The organism is Ochrobactrum sp. RH2CCR150, assembly GCA_014138095.1.
GTDB lineage: Bacteria > Pseudomonadota > Alphaproteobacteria > Rhizobiales > Rhizobiaceae > Brucella > Brucella gambitense.
This window is the reverse complement of sequence record JACGXE010000005.1, coordinates 171,748-194,924: the sequence shown is the minus strand read 5'-3', so window position 1 is coordinate 194,924 and position 23,177 is coordinate 171,748. Positions and strand designations below refer to the sequence as shown.

Genomic DNA, 23,177 nt, shown 5'->3' with positions numbered 1-23,177 from the left:
CGGAGTGATCCGGCGGCTTTTTTATGCGCTCTTCAAAGCAGGAATTTCGAGCGGCTTTCCATCAGGATCTTCTTCCAGATTGACCTGCCGCGAGAAAAGCCCGTTATGCAGGTGCGGTTTGCCCAGATGGATCACCGCGGCTTGCTTCAGTTCATTGTTCAAGATGTCCCGAATGCGATCATAAGCCTCGGCGTCGAGCCCATCCAGCGCGCCGTCGATGATGATCCATTGCGGCTCCTGCAAAATGAGTCGGGCGAAGGCGAGACATTGCCGCTCGTCATCGGTCAGCACCCGCTCCCAGCGCGTGACGTGATCGAGACTGCCGATAAGCCGCGCAAGCCCGGCGCGCTGCAACACACCTTCCAGTGCTTCGGGCGAGAACTTCTTCAGATCAAACGGATAGACGATCACGCTCTTCAGCGTGCCCGGCGGCAAATAGGGTGCGCGCGGCATGAAGGCGACGCCGTCATTGGCCGGCATGCCGATACGCCCCTCACCCCATGGCCACAGGCCGCCCAGCGCCCGGAACAGCAAAGTGCGTTGCGTTTCGGTGCCGCCGGTTACGAGCACCCGCTCACCAGGCTTGACCGCAAAGGCGCTCTTCGACAGTCGCAGACAGATATCGGGTGCTGCAATCGACACATCGTCGAGACTGATTCTGTCGTCCTCGTTGACGGCCAGATCGACCTGACGGTCGAGACGACCCAACTCGTCCATGCGCAGAATCGCCTGCCGAAACGTGGCGACACGAAGCAGCGTCGCGCGCCAGTCGGCGATGGCGCCAAAATTATCCACGAACCAGCGCAGCGAATTATGCACCTGCGTAAAAGCGCCGACCGCCATCATCAGCCCGCCGAAGGTCAGTCCGCCGGAAAAATAGACCGGCGCGGCAACGAGAATCGGCGCGACGATGGTGAGCCAGCCATAACCTGCGGTCACCCAGGTCAATCGCGTGGTCGCATAAACGATCTTGCGAATCGCGGCCAGTACGGCGTCGATATCCAGATCGAGACGACGCCGCTCGTCCGCCTCACCGCGTGAAAGGGTAACAGCATCCAGATGTTCGTTGACCCGCATCAGCGAGGCGCGGAAATCCGCCTCACGGGCATAGCGGTTGGCGTTGATATTGACGAGGTTGCGCCCGACGATCCATGTCAGCCACGATGCGGAGGCGGCATAGATGACCACCGCCCAGACCATATAGCCGGGTATCGGGAAGCTGTAGCCGCCAACATGGAAAATGAAGCCGCTCGACAGCGACCAGAGCACGCCGACGAAGCTCACCAGAATGACTGTCGATTGCAGCAGGTTGATACCGAGATCGCAGGAGGTTTCGGCCAGATGCCGGGCGTCTTCATGCAGACGCTGATCTGGATTGATGCCAATCTCGCCCGCATTGGCCAGCCGGAACGCTCGCCCCGGCGCCAGCCATTGACCGACCAGATCGCCCGCGAGACCTTCGCGCATCTTCAGCTTGAACATCTGGTTCAGCCATGTCTGCGCGACATTGAGCACCAGCAAAGTACCGGCAATCCCGAAAAAGACCATCAGTTGGTGAAAGAAAGCCTGCAAATCCTTGCGCGCCAGCGCATCATAAAAGGGCTCGTTCCAGCGATTGATTGCAACCTGTCCGATCGCAATCAGCACGATCAGCACAAAAATGCCGGTTCCAAGCGCTATCAGCGCAGTACGCACCGGCGAACTCCAGAAAGCGCCGGTCATCATGGAGAGCTGCGAGAACAGATCGTTGCCGTCGCGGACCGGCTGACGCGTAAGCAAGCCTTTGATGCCCGTACGCTGGGACTTCCCGCGCCTGCGGCTTTTCTTCGGCGCACTGCGCTTCGGCTGCTTCTGTTCCGGTTCAGACGTCATATTTTGCCTCACCACGTGCCCAATCGCTAATCCCTGTGACGAACTCGCGGGCAATTCACAACATGCGCGTTATGCATATCACGCAAAAGTCAAAGAAACGCGATGCCTGACTTTTCCGACATGGTCGATCCGTTTACGTCTTAATATTAGCCCGCAATATTATGTCGAGAACCTTTCTGCTAAGTGCGGTCGGGGCGTGCAATCGCCCAAAAGACTGCGCTTCAGATAAAAATTACCTTCCATTATCGTTAAAGCCGCGATTTTTTTAGCAAATCAACCGCCCTTCACGCATTCTAGCTCTCTTGTGCTGGTCAAATTTGTCGCATATAGTCCGGCAATCGATTTTTCGGTCGAGTGACTTTGAGACCCGTGCGGCCTGCCGTGCTTCCTGACGATCTCCTGTCCATAAATTCGATCCACAGGGACGTGTGCGGAGCATGCGGACTAAAAATTACTATCGTTACAAAGGACATTCCCATGGCTACGGGAACAGTTAAGTGGTTCAACACGACCAAGGGTTTCGGCTTCATTCAGCCTGACCAGGGCGGCACGGACATTTTCGTTCACATCTCTGCCGTTCAGCGCGCTGGCCTTGCCACGCTCAACGAAGGTCAGAAGGTCTCTTACGAGATCGTGCAGGATCGCCGTTCGGGCCGTTCGTCTGCAGACAACCTCGTCGCAGCCTAATACATTTAGCGGCTGGATGTTCCATCCGGCTTTGCCTGAATGTGGCTAGAAATATTGGAGCGCCGATCTGATCGGCGCTCTAATTGTTTGTACCGTTTGAAAACTCTCAAGGCAGCCAGTCAAGTGACACATGGCCCGGATGCGCCGCAATGCGCTTGAGCCAGGCCCGAATCGCCGGATATTGCTGCATGTCAAAGCCGCCCAGATGCGCCTCATGCGTATAGGCATAGAGCGCGATATCGGCGACCGTATAAGCATCGCCCGCCAGATAGGGCGTCTTTTCAAGTTGCGTTTCCATGACGCCAAGCGCCTTGTTACCGCCCTCCAGCAATGAGGCCAGACGTTCCGGCGTCGCCAGCTGCGCCCGTTCCGGATAAAGCCGCAACGCGCGGCTCACCGCCACGAAGGGCTCGTGGCTATATTGTTCGAAAAACAACCACTGATAGACCAGCCCGCGCTCATAGGCGTCAGTGGGCAGAAACGCTGTGCCCTCAGCCAGATAGAGAAGCATGGCGTTCGATTCCGCCAGCATCCGTCCATCATCGAGCTCAAGCAAAGGCACCTTGCCATTGGGGTTCTTGGCGAGATAGTCCGGCTTGCGTGTGGAACCGTCCCGCGACGAAACGGTCACATGGCGAAAAGCCTTACCAAGCAGGGCAAGCAGCAGGCGGGGCTTGTAGCAATTTCCTGAATCGGGTTGTCCGTAAATGGTCAGCATCGATGGCTCCTGTTTCGCAGCACTATCTCTGCCTGCGTCACGGCCTGTCCAATCAGTTTCGTTGAGATATTATGTCAGCAACGCTGATCTATCCGGCACTTTTCGCAACACATTTTTGAGAAAACCCCGAAATACGGGCGAAATGCCAATCCATCTGTTGCGATTCCTCTGCCGATGCGACATAGAAAATTCGCAAAACCGCGCCGTTCCCAGTGCGGTTAACAGAGCCTGCCATCTATGGAGATCTATCATGGCATTTCTCGCCGACGCCCTTTCCCGCGTAAAGCCATCTGCGACCATCGCGGTCAGCCAGAAAGCACGCGAACTGAAAGCCAAAGGCAAGGACGTGATCGGTCTCGGTGCGGGCGAACCCGATTTCGACACGCCGGACAACATCAAGCAGGCCGCAATCGACGCGATCAATCGCGGCGAAACGAAGTACACGCCTGTTGCCGGTATCCCTGAGCTGCGCAAGGCCATCGTCGCCAAGTTCAAGCGTGAAAACGGTCTCGACTACACGCCGGATCAGGTGATCGTCGGCACGGGCGGCAAGCAGATCCTGTTCAACGCCTTCATGGCCACGCTGAACCCCGGTGATGAAGTCATCGTGCCTGCGCCTTACTGGGTCAGCTATCCGGAAATGGTCGCGATCAACGGCGGCACGCCGGTGTTCATCAACACCAAGATCGAAGACAATTTCAAGCTGACCGCTGCCGATCTGGAAAAGGCCATCACGCCGAAGACCAAGTGGCTGATCTTCAACTCGCCGTCGAACCCGACGGGCGCTGCCTATACGGAAGCCGAGCTGAAGGCGCTGACGGACGTTCTCGTGCGTCACCCGCAGGTCTGGATCCTGACCGACGACATGTATGAGCATCTGGTCTATGGCGATTTCGTCTTCACGACGCCCGCCCAGGTCGAGCCGTCGCTCTATGAGCGCACGCTGACCATGAACGGCGTTTCCAAGGCCTATGCAATGACCGGCTGGCGCATCGGTTACGCCGCTGGCCCGCTGCAGCTTATCAAGGCCATGGACATGGTGCAGGGTCAGCAGACCTCCGGCGCATGCTCGATTGCCCAGTGGGCAGCAGTTGAAGCACTCAACGGCACGCAGGACTTCATCCCGAAGAACAAGGAAATCTTCCAGGCTCGTCGCGATCTGGTCGTATCGATGCTCAATCAGGCCAAGGGCATCCAGTGCCCAACGCCAGAAGGCGCATTCTACGTCTATCCGTCCTGCGCTGGCCTGATCGGCAAGAAGACTGAAGCTGGCAAGGTTATCGAAACCGACGAAGATTTCGTCACCGAGTTGCTTGAAGCAGAGGGCGTTGCCGTGGTTCACGGTTCGGCCTTCGGCCTCGGACCGAACTTCCGCATTTCCTATGCGACATCCGATGAGCTGCTCGAAGAAGCCTGCAACCGCATCCAGCGCTTCTGCGCCAGCCTGCGCTAAGCTTCTTCTGATTAACGAATGACAAAGGGGCCTCACGGCCCCTTTTTCGTATCTGCGCTTTGAATGCAAATCGCGGAGGCCCCTGTCAGAACAGACAGCTGGCACGTAACCGCTATTTGTAGTTTGTTCTGGTCAGCCGTCGCGGCCAATAACAGGCGAAAAGCCAAAAAAAAAGCCAGACAAATGTCTGGCTTTGAGTTTTGAAGGTGCCTTTGAGGCAAACCTCCAGAGGGGAACACTCAGCCCGCGCAAATGGGAGGAGGAAACGCGGCGCTGAGATGATTGTTATATGCTCCCTGCTCATGATTTTTGCAATGCAACTTTAGCGCAATGCAGCCATGCATTTACTGCATAGCTCAGACGCGCAATTATGTACCGTAAAATCAAAAAGTTAGCGATAAATTGCACATCAAGATATGCCGCAAGCTCAAATAAGAGCGCCTATGGAACAGGCATCAATACAACCGGACTGCCTGCAAAATCAGCAAATCACCCATGGCTGATTCCTCACAGAAGATGTCACCCAACTGTCATCGGGGCGCATCAGGACTGTCACACAAGAGGCATACAAGCCCCCGCAGAAGCCGCTGCATAAGCAAGTCAGCAGCGGCAAACGCGGCCTTTAGAGTGCATTTTGGTTCGATGACATCAAACCGTGCTCTAAGGTGCTGTTAAGAGCCACATCTCGACGCCAAATATACTTATTTGTCTAAGGAATGCTCTGAACGGCACCGCTGCGATCGTCCCACAAGCCACGAGGGAGCGCACCCATGCGGATCGTTCAAATCACCGACACCCATCTCAGCCCGATCAAGACGCATTTCAACCCGAATTGGGAACCGCTCGTAGCGTGGGTCGAGCAGCAGAAGCCCGACCTGATCATTCATACGGGCGATCTTGCCGTTGACGGCGCAGATGTCGAAGCCGATCTCGAATTCTGCCGCAGCTGTTTCGAACAGCTCTCCGCCCCTGTTCTCAGCGTGCCGGGCAACCACGACATCGGCCATCTGCCGGAGAGCCACCAGCCGGTCAATGCCGAGCGCCTAGCGCGCTGGCAGCGCCATATTGGTCCCGACCGCTGGGCAAAGGACCTCGGTGAATGGCTGGTCATCGGCCTCAACAGCCTGATCATCGGAACCGGCAGTGAGGAAGAGGAAGAACAATTCCAGTGGCTGGAAAACGTGCTGGAAAACGCTGACGGCAAGCCCGTCGCCGTCTTCGCGCATAAGCCGCTCTTTGTCGATGATCCGGAAGAAGGCGACAGCGGCTATTGGGGCATCCGCCCGGTTGCGCGCCAGCGTCTCTATGACCTCTTCGCACAATATAACGTGCAGCTACATGCCAGTGGCCACCTGCACCGCGCATGGGCGGGTGAAGCTTTCGGCACCAGCTATATCTGGGGACCGGCGGCGGCCTTCATCGTCGGTGCAATGGAGCGCGATCTGCCCGGCGAGCGTATTCTCGGCGCTGTCGTGCACGAGCTTGGCGAAACGGCGACAAGCACCATCGTCCGCATCGAAGAACTGACGCCTTATGTGATCGACGACGTGGTGCATGAAGTCTATCCGCATCATAGCGGCGACGGCAAAAAGGTCAGCGAAGAGGCAAGCCAATGAGCACGCTGGCCATCCGCGATATCGGGAAGTCCTATGGCAGCAACCGCATTCTGGACGGCATCAGCATCGACGTAGCGGAGGGCGAATTCATCGCCCTCGTCGGCCCGTCGGGCTGCGGAAAGAGCACGCTTTTGCGTATTCTCGCCGGTCTCGATCATGCCGACGAAGGCTATGTTGCACTGGCTGGCCGCGACATCACTGGCGCGCATCCGGCTGACCGCAATATCGCGATGGTCTTCCAGTCTTATGCCTTGTACCCGCATCTGACCGCGGCCCAAAACATCGCCGTGCCACTGGCCATGCGCGATATGACCACAGCCGAGCGCCTGCCCTTCGTTGGACCGCTGGTTCCCGGCCAGCGCGCCAAGCGCGCCGCGATCCAGAAGCAGGTGAAAACCACCGCCGCCAGCCTGAAAATCGATCATCTTCTCGACCGCAAGCCCGGCCAGATGTCGGGCGGTCAGCGCCAGCGCGTTGCGCTTGCCCGTGCGCTCGTGCGCCAGCCCGGCGTTTTCCTCATGGACGAACCGCTGTCCAACCTCGATGCCAATCTGCGCGTTCATACCCGCGCCGAGATTGTCGATCTGCATCGCCGCGCCGGTGTTCCGACGATCTATGTAACGCACGATCAGGCTGAAGCGCTCAGCATGGCCGACCGCGTGGCCGTCATGATGGGCGGCAAGCTGCTGCAAATCGATACGCCGACCGCGATCTATAACGATCCGCGCCATATCGAAGTGGCCCAGTTCATCGGCACCCCGCGCATCAACATTCTGGACGCTTTGGTCAGCGATCAGGGCAGCGTCCATTTCGCGGGCCGTCCGATCCTGCAGAATGTTGCCGCCTATGCGGGCACGACGATCCGCGTCGGCATCCGTCCGGAACATTTCCGCCTTCTGCCGCATGACAAGACCGGCATCACCGGGACAGTGTCGCGCATCGAATTTCTCGGCTCCGAGGTGCTGGTCTATGTAAAAGCACCGGGCTCGGCGCAGGAACTGATTGTCAAGCTGGACCCCGTCAAAGCCGACCATATCGCGCCCGGATTGCCGGTTGGCCTGCATTTCGATGCAGATAACGCCTATCTATTCGGCGATGACGGCGCGCGCCTGCGCCAGCCCGCCGGGAATGTGGTGACTATCGCTCCGGCGGAAAAGGCAGTGGCCCATGTCTGACATCGCCCTTGCCCGGCCCGGCGCAGTCAGCGCCCGCACTGCCGCCGAAAACGCGCGGCGGCGCGAGGAGCGACTGGCCTGGAAACTCGCCTCGCCAGCCATTCTCCTGACAGTGCTCCTGATCCTGTTGCCGACCGCGGCTGTTGTCTTCTGGAGCTTTACCAATTTCGAGCTTGGCTATGCCGGTTTCGAATTCATCGGCCTCGACAATTATGTCGAGCTGTTCAGCGACCGCACCTTTCTCATCTCCTTGAAGAACACGGCGATCTATACGGCCATTGTCGCACCGGCTTCGGTGTTTCTCGGCCTTGGCGTTGCGATCCTCATTGAAGGCGAAGTACGCGGAAAGTCATTCTTCCGCACCGTCTATTTTCTGCCGGTTGCCTCGCTGCTCGTTGCCATGGCGACTGTCTGGCAATATCTGCTTCATCCCACGCTTGGCCCCGTCAATGCGCTGCTCGGCATGATCGGTATTACTGGCCCCAACTGGCTTGGCTCCAGCGACACGGCTTTGATCAGCCTTGCGCTGATCGGCGTCTGGCAAAGCGTCGGCTTCAACATGGTGCTGTTTCTGGCGGGCCTCACCGCCATTCCGCGCGAGCTTTATTCCGCCGCCGAAGTGGATGGCGTGAAAAGCAGCTGGGAGCGCTTTCGTCTTGTCACCTGGCCCTTGCTCGGACCGACGACGCTGTTTGTCACGACCATCAGCATCATCAATGCGGTCAAGGTTTTCGAAACCGTGAAGACGCTCACCGAAGGCGGCCCGAACAAGGCCACTGAAGTTCTGCTCTGGAGCATCTATCAGGAAGGTTTTGTCTTCCTCCGCGTCGGTTACGCCTCGGCCATGACCGTGATTTTCCTCGCTGTGCTGATCGTTCTGATGCTGCTCCAGTTCCGTGTGCTGGACCGCCGCACGCATTATTGAGGGGACCTTCCATGTCACTTGCCCGTTCGTTTCGCCTCGGTCTTCTCTCGTTTGGCGCGCTGCTTTTTCTGGCGCCCTACATCTTCATGCTGTCCACCGCAGCCAAGTCGCAGCAGGACATTTTCTCGTCGTCGCTGTCGCTGATCCCGCATAACTGGGCGCTCTGGGACAATGTCACAAAAGCCCTCACCCGCGTGCCTATGGGGCTGCTGCTGTTCAACGGTGTCATCGTCTGTGGGCTGGTGCTGGTGGTGCAGGTGGTGATCGCCATTCCATGCGCCTATGCCATGGCGAAACTCAACTTTCGCGGCCAGCGCGCCATGATGGTTCTCGTCATGCTGGGGCTGCTGGTTCCGATCCACGCCACCGCGCTGCCCTTCTATGTCGGCTTCAATCAGATGGGCGTGCTGAACAGCTATTTTGCACTGAGCGCACCGTTCTTCATCTCGGTGTTCGGCATATTCCTGTTCCTGCAATTCTTCCGCGCCATGCCCGACGATCTTATCAGCGCCGCCCGCCTCGACGGCATGTCGGAAGCAGGCATCGTCATGCGTGTGATCGTGCCGAATGCCTGGCCCGCTATCACCGCCTTTTCCATCTTTTCCGTCGTTGCACACTGGAACGACCTGTTCTGGCCGCTGATCGTCGTCAACGGGATGGAACGCGCCACGCCGCCGCTCGGTCTGCTCTATTTCCGCGCTGCCGAAGCCGGTGACGACTACGGCGCACTGATGGCCGCGACGCTCATCATCACCTTGCCCCTGCTGCTGGCATTCCTTGCCGCCCAGCGCCGCTTCATCGAGGGCATCACCCTTACCGGCCTCAAAGGCTGACCTCTTTCGCCTATCCCACTCACAGGAGTTGATCATGAAACGCCTTGCAAGTGCACTTGGTGCCCTCGCTACCCTGACCATCGGCCTCGGCTCGCCAGCCTTTGCCGACACCACGCTCAACGTGCATTATCCAATGCCCGGCTTCTTCAAAGATGTCATGGCCGACATCTCCAAGAAGTTCATGGAAGAAAATCCAGACATCAAGATCAACTTCGTCAGCCCTTCCGCCACCTATGAGGAAGGCATCCAGACGATCATGCGTCAGGCTGGCACGTCGGAAATGCCGGATATCACCTTCACCGGCCTCAACCGTCTGCGCGTTCTTGCCGAACGCAATATCGGCGTCGACATGAGGCCGCTCGTCGAAAAAGAAAAGGATATGGAAGCGCAGGGCTTCTCCGATCATATCCTCAGTCTTGCCCGCGTCGGCGACCGTCAGGTTGGTCTTGCTTTCGCAACCTCCAACCCGATCATGTACTATAATGCCGACCTCGTGCGCGCAGCCGGTGGCAACCCCGACACGCCGCCCACGACCTGGGACGAAGTGATCGCGCTCGGCGGCAAGATCAAGGCGCTCGGCAACGGCAATGAAGGCATCGACTTCCGCTGGCAGGGCGACGACTGGATGTTCTCCGCACTTCTGTTCGGCGCGGGCGGCACCATGCTGACTGAAGATGAAAAGAAGGTCGCCTTCGACGGACCGGAAGGCCTTGCCGCGCTGAAGCTCGTTGACCGCATGGTCAAGGAAGGCGGCTTGCCGGTTCTGACCAAGGCTGCGGGCGAACAGGCCTTTGCAGCTGGCAAGGTAGGCTTTGCCTTCCAGACCACGGGCGCATTGCGCAACACGATCAAGAATGTCGGCGACAAGTTTGATATGCGCACCGCAAAGATCCCGCTCATCAACCCGGAAAAGGGTCGTCTGCCAACCGGCGGCAATGCGGTCGTGATCCTCACCGAAGACCAGTCGAAGGTCGATGCCGCCTGGAAATTCGCCAAGTTCGCCGCTGGCCCTTACGGCGCTTCGGTTGTGGTTCCGGGCACCGGCTACGTGCCGAACAACGATCTGGCCGCCAAGTCGGATGAATATCTCGGCAAGTTCTACGAAGAAAACCCGCTCTTCAAGGCCGGTCTCAGCCAGATGTCGATCATGGTGCCTTGGTATGCCTTCCCCGGCTCCAACGGCGTGAAGGTTACGCAGACCATCGTCGACGGTCTCTCCCGTCTGGTCGAACAGTCCGCCACCCCCGAAGACGTCCTCGCCGACACCGCCAAGGACGTGCAGCGTCTCCTGCCGCGCAAGTAACAGCGACAGCGGGGTTATCCCATGAACCGGTCTGCTACGCCCTCACCCTGAGGTGCGGAGCGCAGCGAAGCATCATCCTGAGCGCGTCGAAGGATCGAAGGGCGAGGGTTCAAATAGGCTCCCTCGCCCTTCGAGACGCCGCCTTCGGCGGCTCCTCAGGATGAGGGGGCGCAGGCGACAGCCCTGCCTTAATGTCTGGCAAGCACCTCGCCCAGACACACCAAAAACAAAAGGCCGCGTTGGGTTTTCCAACGCGGCCTTTTACATTCACATAGATGGAATCAATAGGTCCAGTTGCGCGCCTTGGAGAACAGGAAGTCTCGGAATGCATGCAGCTTGGCGGAATTCTTCAATGCTTCGGGATAGCAGAAGAAAGTATCGAAGGACGGGATTTCCTCCAGCTCCGGCACAAGCTGTACCAGACCGGATTCCTTGTCGGCCATATAATCCGGGAGCACGGCGATGCCGACACCCCGCTGCACGGCGCGGCGCACCGACAGAAGATTGTTGACCTGCAAGGCCGGGATGCGCGTACTGCCATCGGCACGGCCTGCAACTTCCAGCCAGTTCAAGCCGGTCAGATAGCTTGGTGCCGGCTCGCCGAACGTCACGATGCGGTGCTGGTCGAGTTCGTCGATCGAATTCAGCTTGCCATATTTCGAGACATAGCCCGCCGATGCGTAAAGATGCATATGCACCGTGAACAGGCGGCGCTGGATCAGGTCCGGCTGCTGCGGCTGGCGCAGACGCAAGGCGCAGTCCGCGTGACGCATAGTCAGATCCAGCTCCTCATTATCGAGGATCAACTGAAGGTGGATATCCGGATAAAGCTCGACGAATTCCTGAATGCGTTCGATCAGCCAGCCGGAGCCAAGGCCCACCGTCGTGGTAACGCGCAGGCGTCCCGTCGGCTTTTCCTTGCTCTCGGCCAGTTTGGAGCGAACATTTTCCAGCTTCATCAACACGTCATGCGCCGTGCGATAAAGTGTTTCGCCCTGTTCGGTCAAAATCAGCCCGCGCGCGTGGCGGTGGAACAGCGGCACGCCGACATCCTGTTCCAGCGCACTGACCTGACGCGAAATAGCCGATTGCGACAAATGCAATGTCTGCGCGGCATGGGTGAACGACCCTGCTTCCGCCGCAGCATGAAAAATGCGCAGTTTATCCCAGTCGAGCGGTGCGACCACGATTTCCCCCTCGTTACTCCGCTGCTTCGTGCAGCGGTTCCTGTGCGGCCAGCCAGCGCTCGGCTTCGAGCGCTGCCATGCAGCCCATACCGGCGGCGGTCACGGCCTGCCGGTAGATATCGTCGGTGACGTCGCCAGCGGCATAAATGCCCGGAACATCAGTGGCGGTGGAATCGGGCGCGGTCCACAGATAACCGTTCGGCTTCTGCTTCAGTTTGCCTTCGAACAGCGACACGGCAGGCGCATGACCGATGGCGACAAAGACGCCATGCGTATCGACTTCCGTGGTCTGACCCGTCACGACATTCTTCAGGCGCACACCGGTAACGGTCGCGCCCATCGGCGGCTTGGCCTCAGTGCCGAGAATTTCATCGATCACGCTGTTCCAGACCACGCTGACATTGGCCCGCGACAGGAGACGATCCTGCATGATCTTTTCCGCGCGGAAACCCTCGCGGCGATGGACCACGGTCACGCTCTTGGCGATGTGCGACAGGTAAAGCGCTTCTTCGACAGCCGTGTTGCCACCGCCGACCACAACCACATCCTTGCCGCGATAGAAGAAGCCGTCACAGGTAGCGCAAGCCGAAACGCCGCCGCCCATGAAGGTCTGTTCGCTGTCGAGGCCAAGCCATTTTGCCTGCGCGCCAGTCGCGATGATCAGCGCGTCACAGGTATAGACCGTGCCGGAATCTGCCGTCAGGCGGAACGGGCGCACCTTGGTGTCAACCTCGGTGATGATGTCATGAACGATTTCCGCGCCGACATGTTCTGCCTGCTTGGCCATCTGTTCCATCATCCATGGGCCTTGCACAGGTTCGGCATAGCCCGGATAATTTTCCACGTCGGTGGTGATCATCAACTGACCACCCTGCTGCAGACCGGCAATGACAATGGGCTTCAACATGGCGCGCGCTGCGTAAATCGCGGCGGTATAACCAGCAGGACCTGAGCCAATGACAATGACGGGCGCATGACGCTGAGACATGAGGTTCCTCTCCGGTCTTAAAATCGATTTAAAGCGAGGGGCGCATGACTGACCGGAATCGCTTTCGCACCCGGCATATCTGTGCCCTGATATTATGGCCAAGGTAGGTCTGCCCTCTTCTGTTTGCAAGGTTTGACGGGCATTTGCTGCGCTTTAGCCACAGCTTGTGACACTTAGGTAATAGGAAGCGCCTCCCCGCATTGCGACCGGGTCGATCTCACGTTAAACAGACAGGAAAAACAACGCCCAACTGTCCGCAAATCGACCCACAAACGGCCGGAGACGACCGCCATCTATAAGACAGTCGCCAATATCTGCGCGCGCTTCGGCCTCATCATGGCGGCCGCCATGCTCCTGCCTGCCGCAATCGACCTGCGCGACGGCAGTGACGACTGGCTGATCTTCGTGCGTTCGGCCGCAGCCACCGGCGCGCTTTCCGCGCTGATCCTTTTCGCGACACAAAGCCCGTCAACGCGCTTCACGCCGCGCCTCGGTTTTCTGCTCACGGTCTGCATCTGGCTGACCGCGAGCTTCCTCGGCTCGATACCGCTTTATTTCTCTCATCTGCCGATCAGCTACGCCACCGCCTTTTTCGAAGCGATGTCCGGCGTGACATCCACCGGCGCGACCGCGCTGACCGGCCTCGACAATATGCAGCGCGGCATTCTGCTCTGGCGCTCCCTTCTCTGCTGGATCGGGGGCATCGGCTTCATCGGCTTGGCGCTTCTGATGCTGCCGTCGCTGCGCGCTGGCGGTCTTGCACTTTTTCACATGGAAAATTCCGACAAGTCGGAAAAGATCCTGCCCCGCATGAACCAGATCGCGCTTGGCATCATTCTGGCCTATCTGAGCCTGACGGCTGCCTGCATCATCAGCTATTTCATGGTTGGAATGAGCGTTTTCGACGCCATCAATCACGGGCTGACGACCGTGGCCACTGCTGGCTTCTCCACGCATGACAACTCGCTCGGTTTCTACCACGGCAACCGCCTGCTGCTGGTCGTCGCGACCGTGTTCATGATTCTCTCGGCCCTGCCCTTCGTGCTCTATATCAAGGCTTTCATGCCCAAGCGGCTGGAATCGCTGGCCGATCCGCAGGTCAAACTGTTCTTCACCATCGTCATCGGCTTCAGCTTCATCCTTGCCGTCGTCTTGCGGCTTGGCCTGGATGTACCCTTTGGCGATGCGCTGATTTCGGCCTCGTTCCACTTCGTGTCTGTCATCACGACCACAGGCTATGCGACGGAAGATTATTCGCTCTGGGGCCCGCCTGCCCTGGGTATTTTCTTCCTCGCCTCGTTTCTCGGAAGCTGCGCGGGCTCCACCTCGGGCGGTATCAAGATGAACCGCCTCATCATCCTGTGGAGCCTGACACAAGCAAGCCTTTCCCGCCTTATCGTGCCGCATGCCGTCACCAAGATGCGCTATGGCTCATCGGAGATTTCAGGCGAAATCGCCCAGAACGTGCTCCTGTATCTCTTCCTCTATTGTTCATCGCTGGTCATCGGCGCAGTGCTTCTCGCGTCACTCGGTCTCGACTTCGTGTCGGCCTTCACCGGCGCGCTGACTGCGCTCTCCAATGTCGGCCCCGGCCTCGGCGAAACAATCGGTCCGGTTGGCAATTTTTCCACCATCCACGACCCGGCTCTCTGGGTCCTGTCCTTCCTCATGCTGGCAGGACGACTGGAGCTTGTGACCGTATATATCCTGTTCACACGCGCTTTTTGGGTGCGTTGACAGAGCTTTAGACGGTTTACACGCCACGGATTCATTTGATATTAGCATGATTAGATTGCGCCACGACGGCGCTGGATATTCTATAATTACGCTCGAATGAAATTTCCTTGCGCGCGGAGTCATGCATGCCGATCAAGGCCGATCTGGACGAAATCGATTGGAAAATCCTGCGGGAGCTCCAGAACAACGGGCGCATCACCAATGTCGAGCTGGCCGAACGGGTTGGCATTTCGGCCCCTCCCTGCCTTCGCCGGGTCCGTAAACTCGAGGAAAGCGGCGTCATTCGGGGCTATCGCGCCATTCTCAACGGCAATGCGCTTGGACAGGATCTGGTCGCGTTCTGCTCGGTCGGTCTGCACCGTCAGGCTGATGCCGATCTGAAGGCTTTTGCTGAGAAAACCAAACAGTGGCCGCTGGTACGCCGTGCATGGATGGTTTCGGGCGAATCCGACTTCCTGCTTCATTGCGTTGCGCGCGATCTGAATACGTTCCAGACCTTCGTTATCGAGGAACTGACCGCCGCGCCAAATGTGGACTCCGTCCGCACCGCGCTGACCATTCGTCCGGTCAAGGACGAACCGTTGATGATTCTCTAAATCAATACATCGAGACGGAAGCGCTTAAAGCCGGGAACAGTTAGCTCCCGGCAAAGACTTTCTCGTAAACACCACTGATTGCAGCGGCTTCCTTTTCGAGCGGGAAATTGGCACGCACATGGGCGAGCGCCGTTTCGCCGTCGCGCTCGGCCATTGCCGGGTCTGCGAGATAAGGCTCTATGGCTTTGCGCAAGGCTTCGCCATCTCCGGCGGGCACGAAACTGCCGGTTCCGTCCACGATCATTTCGGAATAAGCACCAGCATCACTTGCCACCACGGCGGTCTTCGATGCCATGGCTTCAAGCGGCGTGAGACCGAAACCCTCATTGCGCGATGGCGCAACATAAAGGGTCAGGCGGCGATACCAGACCCGAATATCCGGAACTTCACCGAGAATGAGAATACGGTCCTGCAAACCGGCGGCGGCAATCCTTGCCTTGAGGCCATCCTCGAAGGATTGGTGTTCCGCCGTGGTTCGCCCGGTGATGATCGCTGTCCATTCCGGATAATCCGGCAGAAGCGCAATCATCGCATCGACAAAAAGATCGGTGCCCTTGGAATGCCGCACGCGGCCGAAACAACCGATTGCATATTTGCCCGGCAGACCGGACGCAGCAAACGTATCTTCCTCGCCGACTGGCGGGTGAAAACGCTCCAGATCGATGCCATGCATGATCACGTCATGCGGCACTTCCAGAAAACTGCCCGAGCGCCCGCTGGTGGCGATGACCGCATTCATGCGGCGGATGAGCCATTTGGTGAAAGGCTTGTGATTGCGCTGTGCTGCTGAAGTGAACACCAGCCGGAGTTTCATACGCAGAACATGGCGCATGAAAATACCGGCGAGCATTTCGATATTGCGCCGCGCGTGCCAGATCCGGAAGCGCCGCTTTTTGGGCGCTGACCAGAAGGACAAAAGAGCGCCCCACCCCAGATGCGGCAGGCTGTCCGGCAAACCCGGTCCCATTGTGGCAATGTTCAGCCCCTTCGCACGCTGCAAAGGAATGAGCTGGACAATTGTCGAGGTCACGCCGGAAAGGCGCTGCTTGAAGTTGGGAGCTACAACCTCGACACTTTGAACGGGAACCTGGTTTGAATGGAGCACAGCGATCAGACGAATTTCAGCGTAACGATCTCATAGGAACGCGAGCCGCCCGGTGCATTGACCTCGATCGTATCACCTTCGGTTTTGCCGATCATGGCGCGCGCAATTGGCGACGAGATCGAAATACGGCCTTCCTTCACATCGGCTTCCTGATCGCCGACGATCTGATAGACCTTCTCTTCTTCGGTGTCTTCGTCGATCAGCGTGACCGTCGCACCGAACTTGATTCGGTCGCCGCTCAGCTTGGTAACGTCGATCACTTCGGCGCGCGCAACGACATCTTCCAGCTCGTTGATGCGGCCTTCATTGAGGCTCTGGGCTTCCTTGGCAGCGTGATATTCGGCGTTTTCCGACAGATCGCCATGGGCACGCGCTTCAGCGATAGCCTCGATGATCCGAGGACGCTCGTTTTGCTGACGCCAGCGGAGCTCTTCCTTGAGCTTTTCGAAACCGCGAGGGGTCATAGGGAACTTTTCCATACCCAGTCCTTTCCTTCGCCCGGCGCCCGTCTCTTTCCAAGAACTCAACGCGCCGGCAGTTTGGTTGCCCGCCTCACCCCGCCAGCGAAACCACGCTGCGAGGTGCCCTCCGGGAGCTGCAACACCCCCCGATACACAAAAAGAAAACGGTCACCGAAACACCCGTTTCGGAACCGTTCAAACGACTAATTCGCGGAACTATAGCATTTCTGGCGATCTTTTCACGCGGAAAAAACCACCCCTGTCAAATCTCCAGACAAAGAGCTTATTTTAGAGACACATCTGCAGTGTTGTCGCAGAAAGCAGACGCCCCTTGCCGCGCCACCCGGCTTTTGCCTATAGGTTAGGCAATTCCGGCGGCCAAATAGGCCCGGACCTTCTTCTTTTGCAATCCGAGGCCATGATGACGCGCACGCAAGCCAATTTTGTCCTGCTTCTGGCTGGCGTGATCTGGGGCATGGGTTTTGTCGCCCAGTCGACCGCGATGGCCAGCATTGGACCGTTCCTGTTTATCGGCGTTCGCTCTGCTATTGCCGCACTGACTGTGCTGCCATGGGCACTTGCCGAAGGCCGTCGTGCGCCTGCCCGTTTGAAGGCTTCCGACTATAGCTATTTCATTGTCGTGGGCGCTGTGCTTTTCACCGGCCTGCTGCTGCAACAGATCGGCCTCATCACCACGTCGGTCACCAATGCCGGTTTCCTGACCGGGCTTTATGTCGTGATGGTGCCTGTTCTGGGCGTGCTATTGTTCCGCACATGGCCACATCCGATCGTCTGGCCAAGCGCCGCCTTCTGTCTGGCCGGGATTTTCCTGCTGTCGGGCGGGGAGCTGACCGCGCTCAAGACCGGCGACTGGCTGGTGATCTGCGGCGCAACATTCTGGGCCATGCAGGTGCTGCTGATCAGCCGCGCCAACCGCGCCGGACGTCCAGTCATGCTGAGCTGCGTTCAGTTTGCCACCGCCGCCGTTATCGGACTGGCCATTGCATCGGTTGTTGAGGACTTCAACTGGAACGCCATCGCCCTGACATGGAAAGAAATCCTGTTCACCGGCGTGTTCTCGTCGGGCATCGCCTTTACGCTGCAAGCCATCGGTCAGCGTTATACGACCTCCGCACAGGCTGCGATCTTCCTGTCTTCGGAAGCGCTGTTCGCGGCCATGTTCGGCGCGATCTTCCTCGGCGAGCGGCTAAGCTTCATCGGTTTCATCGGCTGCGGCATGCTGTTTGCGGCCATGCTGGCCGTCGAGCTTGTCCCGATGTTCTGGAACCGCAAGGACGAACCGGTTCCAGCGACGGAACCGGCTAATTAAGCTCTACGCCTTGAAGATCAGCGCTGCGCCGCCTGCAATGAAGGCAAAGCCCAGCAGGTGGTGCCAGGTGAAGGCTTCCTTCAGATAGAAGACCGAGAACAGGCTGAAGATCACCAGCGTGATCACTTCCTGTATCGTCTTGAGCTGAGCCGCCGAATAGACTTCGTGCCCGATACGATTGGCCGGTACTGCGAGACAATATTCGATCAGCGCGATACCCCAGCTGATGAAAATCACGATAGCCAGCGGCGTATTGGTGAATTTCAAATGGCCGTACCACGCAAAGGTCATGAAAATATTCGAGCCGATCAGAAGCAGGATCGGCAGGATGCTTGGCGAAATCAGTGCTGACATGGGTGAAACTTTTGGGACCGGGAGGATGGTCTTGTCTGCGGTCTGGCCCTGAACCACAGGGTAAGCGATAGAGCATTTCCGGCAAAAGTGCGAAATGGTTTTGCATGCCACCATGCAAAAAACAGCCGAGCGGACAGTCAAAAAATAGCGAGCATCACAGGCTCGCCCCCTCATTGCCCAGATTGCGCCACAGCGCTTAACGCGGGCACTGACTCTTCCTTTACGCTTCTCTCATAGGATACAGGAAACGCCGGATTCCCACCGGAAAAGCCCCACGAGCAGAAGGCAAGGACATGAGTTTTGCGTTGTCCGCCATCACAGATCGCGATCATGCGCGTCCGCGACTGCGCCGTCTTGGTCCGGCGGCTTCCGTGCTCCTGCTGATACTGGCCGCTGGCTGTTCAGGCGAGCGCCCGCCGCGCCCGCAAGCCGATGTCGGAAATTCGGATATCATGGTGCCCAGCACGGATGTGGCCAGCGCCCCGATGCCATCCGCTCCGGTCGCCGATGTGCCGATGGAACCCGCGCCTGTGGCTGGCTCGCCCTTGCCCGACGCCGCCATGACACCAGCGCCCCAGCAGGACCGCGTCGTCGGACTGGCGGAGGAAGAAGAAACCCATACTGCCCAGCCCGCACCGCAAAACGAGCCGCAATATGCGGGCGATTACGGCTTCACAGCGCCGGTCCAAAACCCGGTCACGGCGGCTGAAAACATCTACACCATGTCGAATTCGGAAGCGGCGTGCCGTACGCGGCTGAAGCGATTGGGCGTTGTCTTCAAGGAAAAGCCGCCGATCCATCGCAGCGCATCCTGCAATATCGACAATCCGATTGAAGTGTCGGGCTTCAACAGCGGCTCCATCGCCTTCAAACCGGCTGCAACGCTGAACTGTCAGGTGACGGAAACCTTTGCGCGCTGGATCAAGGGCGATCTGCAACCCGCCGCGCGCCTGCGCTATCTGTCGAGTGTCAACACGATCTATAATGCGGGCGGCTATTCCTGCCGCACGATGAACCATCGCCGCGGCGCGAAAATGTCCGAACATTCGCGCGGGAACGCCATCGACGTAACCCGGATCAAGCTGAACAACGGCAAGGACATTTCGGTGCGCAGACCCGGCTTCTTCGCTTTCCGCGAAAAAGGCCTGCTTAACAGCGTTCGTTCAGATGCCTGCGATTATTTCACCACGGTGCTCGGACCGGGCTACAACCCGGAACATGCAGACCATTTTCACTTCGATCTGATGCAGCGTCGTAGCGGCTATCGCGCCTGTAAATAAAAACCCGGCGAAAACGCCGGGTTGATATCAAGCGAAAAGGGCTTCCGGCCTATTCTTCCGGGACCGGAGACGGCTTGCCTTCCTTGTCCAGCGCCACCATGACGAATTCCCCATGCGTCACCAGTTCCATGCGCTGCTGGGAAGCGCGCTGCGCCCAGGCTTCGACGCGCAAGGTGATCGAGGTACGACCGACTTTGGTAATTTCCGTATAGACACACAATACGTCGCCGATCTTCACCGGTTTGGCAAAGGACATCTCGCGCACGGCTGCGGTGACGACGCGGCTACGCGCGCGCTCTTCCGCACGAATACCGGAGGCCGAGTCCATCTGCGACATGACCCAGCCACCAAAAATATCGAATGCCGAATTGGCGTCCTTCGGCATGGCCGGAACGCGCAAGGTCAGTTCGCCTTTGGGCTTATCTGCAACGCTCATCAATCAATCCTTTAAACAAAAATGATTCTGCCGGATTATGAGACAAACTCATTATGAAAAACATGCGGCATCGCACCCTGCTCGTCTCGCGGTTCCGATAAGAGGCTTGCGCCCTCCCATCAACAGTTCGCGATTGCCGCGACTTCCTGACAACCTTCTGTCAGGAGCCGGCCGGCAGGAACCCACAACAAGTTGGATTTTACCGCCGTGCTCTTTTCATTTGCATGGCGAAATTCCATATTAGCGACATGGCTTCCTCCAAGAACAAATACACTCCGGATTCGCACGACGCAGCTGACGGCTTTGGCGAAAAGCCGCATTCAAGCGGTTTCGGCGAAATGCCTCAGGCCGAATACTCAGGCACGCCGCTCAGTGGCTCCATCGCCGACTGGGCGAAGGAAATTGGCGACGAGGCGACAAAGCCTACCGCCAAGGCCTCGAAACCTGCCAAGACACCGAAGAAGATCCCCGAGCGCAGCAAGGAAGCAACGCGCAGCGGTCGCGGCACGTCGATGGGCGGCGCGGCTTCCGCCAAGGAGCGCGCAGCCGCAGGCCTCAATCCGGTCGCCGGGCTGGATATCAGTCTAGAAGATGCTGCAGGACTAAACGCGTCGGGTGCGACAGCAACCGTCAAGGCGCTGTCCGACCTGATCGAATCCGGCAATCCACTGTTCAAGAACGGACAGCTCTGGACGCCGCACCGCCCTTCCCGCCCGGACAAATCCGAAGGCGGCATTTCTATCGAGATGGAAACGCCGTTCGAACCGTCCGGCGACCAGCCGACGGCGATCCATGATCTGGTCGAAGGGCTGACCAATGACGACCGGACACAGGTGCTGCTCGGCGTCACCGGTTCCGGCAAGACCTTCACTATGGCCAAGGTCATCCAGGAGACCCAACGCCCGGCCCTGATTCTCGCGCCCAACAAGACATTGGCCGCGCAGCTTTACGGTGAGTTCAAGAACTTCTTCCCGAACAATGCGGTTGAGTATTTCGTCTCCTATTACGACTACTACCAGCCGGAAGCCTATGTGCCGCGCTCGGACACCTATATCGAGAAGGAATCCTCGATCAACGAACAGATCGACCGTATGCGACACTCCGCGACGCGCTCGCTGCTCGAGCGCGACGACGTAATCATCGTCGCTTCGGTCTCGTGCATCTACGGTATCGGTTCGGTCGAAACCTATACGGCCATGACCTTCGAAATGAAGATCGGCGACCGGCTCGACCAGCGGCAATTGCTCGCCGACCTCGTGGCCCAGCAATATAAGCGTCAGGACATCAATTTCGTGCGCGGCTCGTTCCGCGTCCGTGGCGATACGATTGAAATCTTCCCGGCCCACTTGGAAGACCGGGCATGGCGCATTTCGCTGTTCGGCGACGAAATCGAGACCATCACTGAGTTCGACCCGCTCACCGGCCAGAAGACCGGCGATCTGAAGTCGGTCAAGATCTACGCAAATTCGCACTATGTCACGCCGCGACCCACGCTTAATCAGGCGATGAAGTCGATCAAGGAAGAGCTGAAGCATCGCCTCATCGAATTGAATAATGCCGGGCGTCTGCTGGAAGCGCAGCGGCTGGAACAGCGCACGACTTTCGATCTTGAAATGCTGGAGGCCACCGGCTCCTGCGCGGGCATCGAAAACTATTCGCGCTATCTGACCGGCCGCAATCCCGGCGAACCGCCGCCGACCTTGTTCGAATATATCCCGGACAATGCACTGGTTTTCATCGACGAAAGCCACGTCACCGTCCCGCAGATCGGCGGCATGTATCGCGGCGACTTCAGGCGCAAGGCGACGCTGGCCGAATATGGCTTCCGTCTGCCATCCTGCATGGACAATCGTCCGCTCCGATTCGAGGAATGGGACGCCATGCGTCCGCAGACCATTGCCGTTTCGGCAACGCCGGGCGGCTGGGAAATGGAAGAAGCGGGCGGCGTCTTTGCCGAACAGGTCATTCGCCCGACCGGCCTTATCGATCCGCCAGTGGAAATCCGCCCCGCCAAGACGCAGGTGGACGACGTGCTTGGCGAAATACGCGACACGGCGAAGAAGGGTTACCGCACGCTGGTCACGGTGCTGACGAAGCGCATGGCGGAAGACCTGACCGAATATCTGCACGAACAGGGCGTGCGCGTGCGCTATATGCACTCGGATATCGACACGCTGGAGCGTATCGAGATTATCCGCGATCTGCGCCTTGGCGCGTTTGACGTGCTCATTGGCATCAATCTTCTGCGTGAAGGTCTCGACATTCCCGAATGCGGTTTCGTCGCCATTCTCGACGCCGACAAGGAAGGCTTCCTGCGGTCTGAAACCTCACTGGTCCAGACCATCGGTCGTGCGGCACGTAACGTTGACGGCAAGGTTATTCTCTACGCCGACAACATCACCGGCTCGATGCAGCGCGCCATGGATGAAACCAGCCGCCGCCGCGAAAAGCAGGTGGCCTATAATGAAGAGCATGGCATCACACCGGCTTCGGTGAAGAAGAATATTTCGGACATTCTGAACTCGGTCTACGAACGCGACCATGTCCGCGCCGACATTTCGGGCTTTGCCGAAGAAGGCGGAATGATGGGCAACAATCTTCAGGCCCATCTGGAATATCTGGAAAAGCAGATGCGCGATGCCGCTGCCGATCTCGACTTCGAAAAGGCTGCGCGCCTGCGCGACGAGATCAAGCGCCTGCGCGAGACCGAACTGGCCATTGCCGACGATCCGCTGGCGCGCGAGGTGGAACTGGAAAGCCCGGTTACGGGACGCACCAAGGGCCGCCATAATGCCGGGCGCAAGGCGCATCGTACGGTAGATGACACCGGCGGCAAGTCGCTGTTCCAGAAACCGTCGCTCGACAATATGGGGCCGGGCACCGATATGGCGAAGCCGCGCCACGAAGGCCCTCTGCCTACCGCGCCGGAGACGAAATTCCGCAAGAATACGCTGGATGAAATGACAGTGAAGCGGACGGAAATTCCAGCCGGTGGAGAGGCCCCAGTTCGCCGCGAGCGCGCCGGTATCGGTTCTTACGAAGACCCGGCGGAAGTATCCCGCAAGAAACGGCGGCCCGGCAAGACCGGTCGTCCGGGAAGATAGGAAAACGGGTCCTGCAC

The 23,177-nt window shown here is 58.5% G+C and carries 20 protein-coding genes; 12 read left to right on the top strand and 8 right to left on the bottom strand.

Annotated features, from left to right (window positions below):
- Window positions 1-21: 21 nt before the first annotated feature.
- Window positions 22-1,872 carry an ABC transporter ATP-binding protein/permease gene (locus tag FHW03_RS12935; RefSeq protein ID WP_182521004.1) on the bottom strand — a complete coding sequence of 617 codons (1,851 nt, stop codon included), beginning with the start codon at window positions 1,870-1,872 and terminating at the stop codon, window positions 22-24.
- Between the two features lie 477 nt (window positions 1,873-2,349).
- Between FHW03_RS12935 and FHW03_RS12930 the strand changes: the two genes are divergently transcribed.
- The gene (locus FHW03_RS12930; RefSeq protein ID WP_078338706.1) at window positions 2,350-2,559 is read left to right on the top strand and encodes a cold-shock protein; all 210 of its coding nucleotides are present in this window, start codon (window positions 2,350-2,352) and stop codon (window positions 2,557-2,559) included.
- 106 nt (window positions 2,560-2,665) lie between these two features.
- On the opposite strand, the gene FHW03_RS12925 is transcribed toward FHW03_RS12930, so the two are convergent.
- Window positions 2,666-3,277, bottom strand: coding sequence for a glutathione S-transferase family protein (locus FHW03_RS12925; RefSeq protein ID WP_182521003.1), 612 nt, complete (start codon window positions 3,275-3,277; stop codon window positions 2,666-2,668).
- A gap of 250 nt (window positions 3,278-3,527) precedes the next feature.
- On the opposite strand from FHW03_RS12925, the gene FHW03_RS12920 reads away from it, so the two are divergent.
- The 6 genes from FHW03_RS12920 (at window position 3,528) to FHW03_RS12895 (ending at window position 10,582) form a co-directional block, all read left to right on the top strand.
- On the top strand, window positions 3,528-4,730 hold the full coding sequence (locus FHW03_RS12920; RefSeq protein WP_182521002.1) for a pyridoxal phosphate-dependent aminotransferase: 1,203 nt from the start codon (window positions 3,528-3,530) through the stop codon (window positions 4,728-4,730).
- A gap of 770 nt (window positions 4,731-5,500) precedes the next feature.
- Window positions 5,501-6,346, top strand: coding sequence for a metallophosphoesterase (locus FHW03_RS12915; protein WP_182521001.1), 846 nt, complete (start codon window positions 5,501-5,503; stop codon window positions 6,344-6,346).
- Window positions 6,343-7,521, top strand: coding sequence for an ABC transporter ATP-binding protein (locus FHW03_RS12910; protein ID WP_182521000.1), 1,179 nt, complete (start codon window positions 6,343-6,345; stop codon window positions 7,519-7,521). Before FHW03_RS12915 ends, FHW03_RS12910 begins: the two co-directional genes overlap by 4 nt.
- Window positions 7,514-8,446, top strand: coding sequence for a carbohydrate ABC transporter permease (locus FHW03_RS12905; protein WP_182520999.1), 933 nt, complete (start codon window positions 7,514-7,516; stop codon window positions 8,444-8,446). Before FHW03_RS12910 ends, FHW03_RS12905 begins: the two co-directional genes overlap by 8 nt.
- A gap of 11 nt (window positions 8,447-8,457) precedes the next feature.
- Window positions 8,458-9,279: a carbohydrate ABC transporter permease gene (locus tag FHW03_RS12900; RefSeq protein WP_182520998.1), complete on the top strand. Its 822-nt coding sequence runs from the start codon at window positions 8,458-8,460 to the stop codon at window positions 9,277-9,279.
- A 34-nt stretch (window positions 9,280-9,313) separates the two neighbouring features.
- A complete protein-coding gene (locus tag FHW03_RS12895) occupies window positions 9,314-10,582 on the top strand; it encodes an ABC transporter substrate-binding protein (RefSeq protein WP_182520997.1) in 1,269 nt (422 codons plus the stop codon).
- Window positions 10,583-10,863: 281 nt separating this feature from the next.
- Here the strand turns inward: FHW03_RS12895 and FHW03_RS12890 are convergent, their stop codons facing one another.
- Together FHW03_RS12890 and trxB are read right to left on the bottom strand one after the other, a co-directional pair.
- Window positions 10,864-11,769: a LysR family transcriptional regulator gene (locus FHW03_RS12890; RefSeq protein ID WP_182520996.1), complete on the bottom strand. Its 906-nt coding sequence runs from the start codon at window positions 11,767-11,769 to the stop codon at window positions 10,864-10,866.
- 13 nt (window positions 11,770-11,782) lie between these two features.
- On the bottom strand, window positions 11,783-12,757 hold the full coding sequence (gene trxB / locus FHW03_RS12885) for a thioredoxin-disulfide reductase (protein WP_182520995.1): 975 nt from the start codon (window positions 12,755-12,757) through the stop codon (window positions 11,783-11,785).
- 336 nt (window positions 12,758-13,093) lie between these two features.
- Here trxB and FHW03_RS12880 point away from each other — a divergent pair, with 336 nt between their 5' ends.
- A complete protein-coding gene (locus FHW03_RS12880) occupies window positions 13,094-14,494 on the top strand; it encodes a TrkH family potassium uptake protein (protein ID WP_182520994.1) in 1,401 nt (466 codons plus the stop codon).
- Between the two features lie 125 nt (window positions 14,495-14,619).
- The gene (locus FHW03_RS12875; RefSeq protein WP_095447076.1) at window positions 14,620-15,090 is read left to right on the top strand and encodes an Lrp/AsnC family transcriptional regulator; all 471 of its coding nucleotides are present in this window, start codon (window positions 14,620-14,622) and stop codon (window positions 15,088-15,090) included.
- 40 nt (window positions 15,091-15,130) lie between these two features.
- Here FHW03_RS12875 and FHW03_RS12870 read toward each other — a convergent pair whose 3' ends face one another.
- Entirely contained in the window at window positions 15,131-16,195 is a 1,065-nt protein-coding gene (locus tag FHW03_RS12870; protein WP_182520993.1) for a glycosyltransferase family 4 protein, read from the bottom strand.
- A 5-nt stretch (window positions 16,196-16,200) separates the two neighbouring features.
- The gene (greA, locus tag FHW03_RS12865; protein WP_078338718.1) at window positions 16,201-16,674 is read right to left on the bottom strand and encodes a transcription elongation factor GreA; all 474 of its coding nucleotides are present in this window, start codon (window positions 16,672-16,674) and stop codon (window positions 16,201-16,203) included.
- 403 nt (window positions 16,675-17,077) lie between these two features.
- On the opposite strand from greA, the gene FHW03_RS12860 reads away from it, so the two are divergent.
- The gene (locus FHW03_RS12860; RefSeq protein ID WP_182521184.1) at window positions 17,078-17,986 is read left to right on the top strand and encodes a DMT family transporter; all 909 of its coding nucleotides are present in this window, start codon (window positions 17,078-17,080) and stop codon (window positions 17,984-17,986) included.
- Window positions 17,987-17,989: 3 nt separating this feature from the next.
- On the opposite strand, the gene FHW03_RS12855 is transcribed toward FHW03_RS12860, so the two are convergent.
- Window positions 17,990-18,340: a DMT family protein gene (locus tag FHW03_RS12855; protein ID WP_182520992.1), complete on the bottom strand. Its 351-nt coding sequence runs from the start codon at window positions 18,338-18,340 to the stop codon at window positions 17,990-17,992.
- Window positions 18,341-18,633: 293 nt separating this feature from the next.
- On the opposite strand from FHW03_RS12855, the gene FHW03_RS12850 reads away from it, so the two are divergent.
- The gene (locus FHW03_RS12850) at window positions 18,634-19,620 is read left to right on the top strand and encodes an extensin family protein (protein ID WP_182520991.1); all 987 of its coding nucleotides are present in this window, start codon (window positions 18,634-18,636) and stop codon (window positions 19,618-19,620) included.
- 49 nt (window positions 19,621-19,669) lie between these two features.
- Here the strand turns inward: FHW03_RS12850 and FHW03_RS12845 are convergent, their stop codons facing one another.
- A complete protein-coding gene (locus tag FHW03_RS12845) occupies window positions 19,670-20,056 on the bottom strand; it encodes an acyl-CoA thioesterase (RefSeq protein WP_182520990.1) in 387 nt (128 codons plus the stop codon).
- Window positions 20,057-20,304: 248 nt separating this feature from the next.
- Between FHW03_RS12845 and uvrB the strand changes: the two genes are divergently transcribed.
- A complete protein-coding gene (gene uvrB, locus FHW03_RS12840) occupies window positions 20,305-23,160 on the top strand; it encodes an excinuclease ABC subunit UvrB (protein ID WP_182520989.1) in 2,856 nt (951 codons plus the stop codon).
- The last annotated feature ends 17 nt before the right edge of the window (window positions 23,161-23,177 follow it).

Bases quoted from the DNA above. Each gene is read 5' to 3' on its own strand.
- FHW03_RS12935 (WP_182521004.1), bottom strand. From the start codon at position 1,872: ATGACGTCTGAACCGGAACAGAAGCAGCCGAAGCGCAGTGCGCCGAAG.
- FHW03_RS12930 (WP_078338706.1), top strand. From the start codon at position 2,350: ATGGCTACGGGAACAGTTAAGTGGTTCAACACGACCAAGGGTTTCGGC.
- FHW03_RS12925 (WP_182521003.1), bottom strand. From the start codon at position 3,277: ATGCTGACCATTTACGGACAACCCGATTCAGGAAATTGCTACAAGCCC.
- FHW03_RS12920 (WP_182521002.1), top strand. From the start codon at position 3,528: ATGGCATTTCTCGCCGACGCCCTTTCCCGCGTAAAGCCATCTGCGACC.
- FHW03_RS12915 (WP_182521001.1), top strand. From the start codon at position 5,501: ATGCGGATCGTTCAAATCACCGACACCCATCTCAGCCCGATCAAGACG.
- FHW03_RS12910 (WP_182521000.1), top strand. From the start codon at position 6,343: ATGAGCACGCTGGCCATCCGCGATATCGGGAAGTCCTATGGCAGCAAC.
- FHW03_RS12905 (WP_182520999.1), top strand. From the start codon at position 7,514: ATGTCTGACATCGCCCTTGCCCGGCCCGGCGCAGTCAGCGCCCGCACT.
- FHW03_RS12900 (WP_182520998.1), top strand. From the start codon at position 8,458: ATGTCACTTGCCCGTTCGTTTCGCCTCGGTCTTCTCTCGTTTGGCGCG.
- FHW03_RS12895 (WP_182520997.1), top strand. From the start codon at position 9,314: ATGAAACGCCTTGCAAGTGCACTTGGTGCCCTCGCTACCCTGACCATC.
- trxB (WP_182520995.1), bottom strand. From the start codon at position 12,757: ATGTCTCAGCGTCATGCGCCCGTCATTGTCATTGGCTCAGGTCCTGCT.
- FHW03_RS12880 (WP_182520994.1), top strand. From the start codon at position 13,094: ATGGCGGCCGCCATGCTCCTGCCTGCCGCAATCGACCTGCGCGACGGC.
- FHW03_RS12875 (WP_095447076.1), top strand. From the start codon at position 14,620: ATGCCGATCAAGGCCGATCTGGACGAAATCGATTGGAAAATCCTGCGG.
- greA (WP_078338718.1), bottom strand. From the start codon at position 16,674: ATGGAAAAGTTCCCTATGACCCCTCGCGGTTTCGAAAAGCTCAAGGAA.
- FHW03_RS12860 (WP_182521184.1), top strand. From the start codon at position 17,078: ATGACGCGCACGCAAGCCAATTTTGTCCTGCTTCTGGCTGGCGTGATC.
- FHW03_RS12855 (WP_182520992.1), bottom strand. From the start codon at position 18,340: ATGTCAGCACTGATTTCGCCAAGCATCCTGCCGATCCTGCTTCTGATC.
- FHW03_RS12850 (WP_182520991.1), top strand. From the start codon at position 18,634: ATGAGTTTTGCGTTGTCCGCCATCACAGATCGCGATCATGCGCGTCCG.
- FHW03_RS12845 (WP_182520990.1), bottom strand. From the start codon at position 20,056: ATGAGCGTTGCAGATAAGCCCAAAGGCGAACTGACCTTGCGCGTTCCG.
- uvrB (WP_182520989.1), top strand. From the start codon at position 20,305: ATGGCTTCCTCCAAGAACAAATACACTCCGGATTCGCACGACGCAGCT.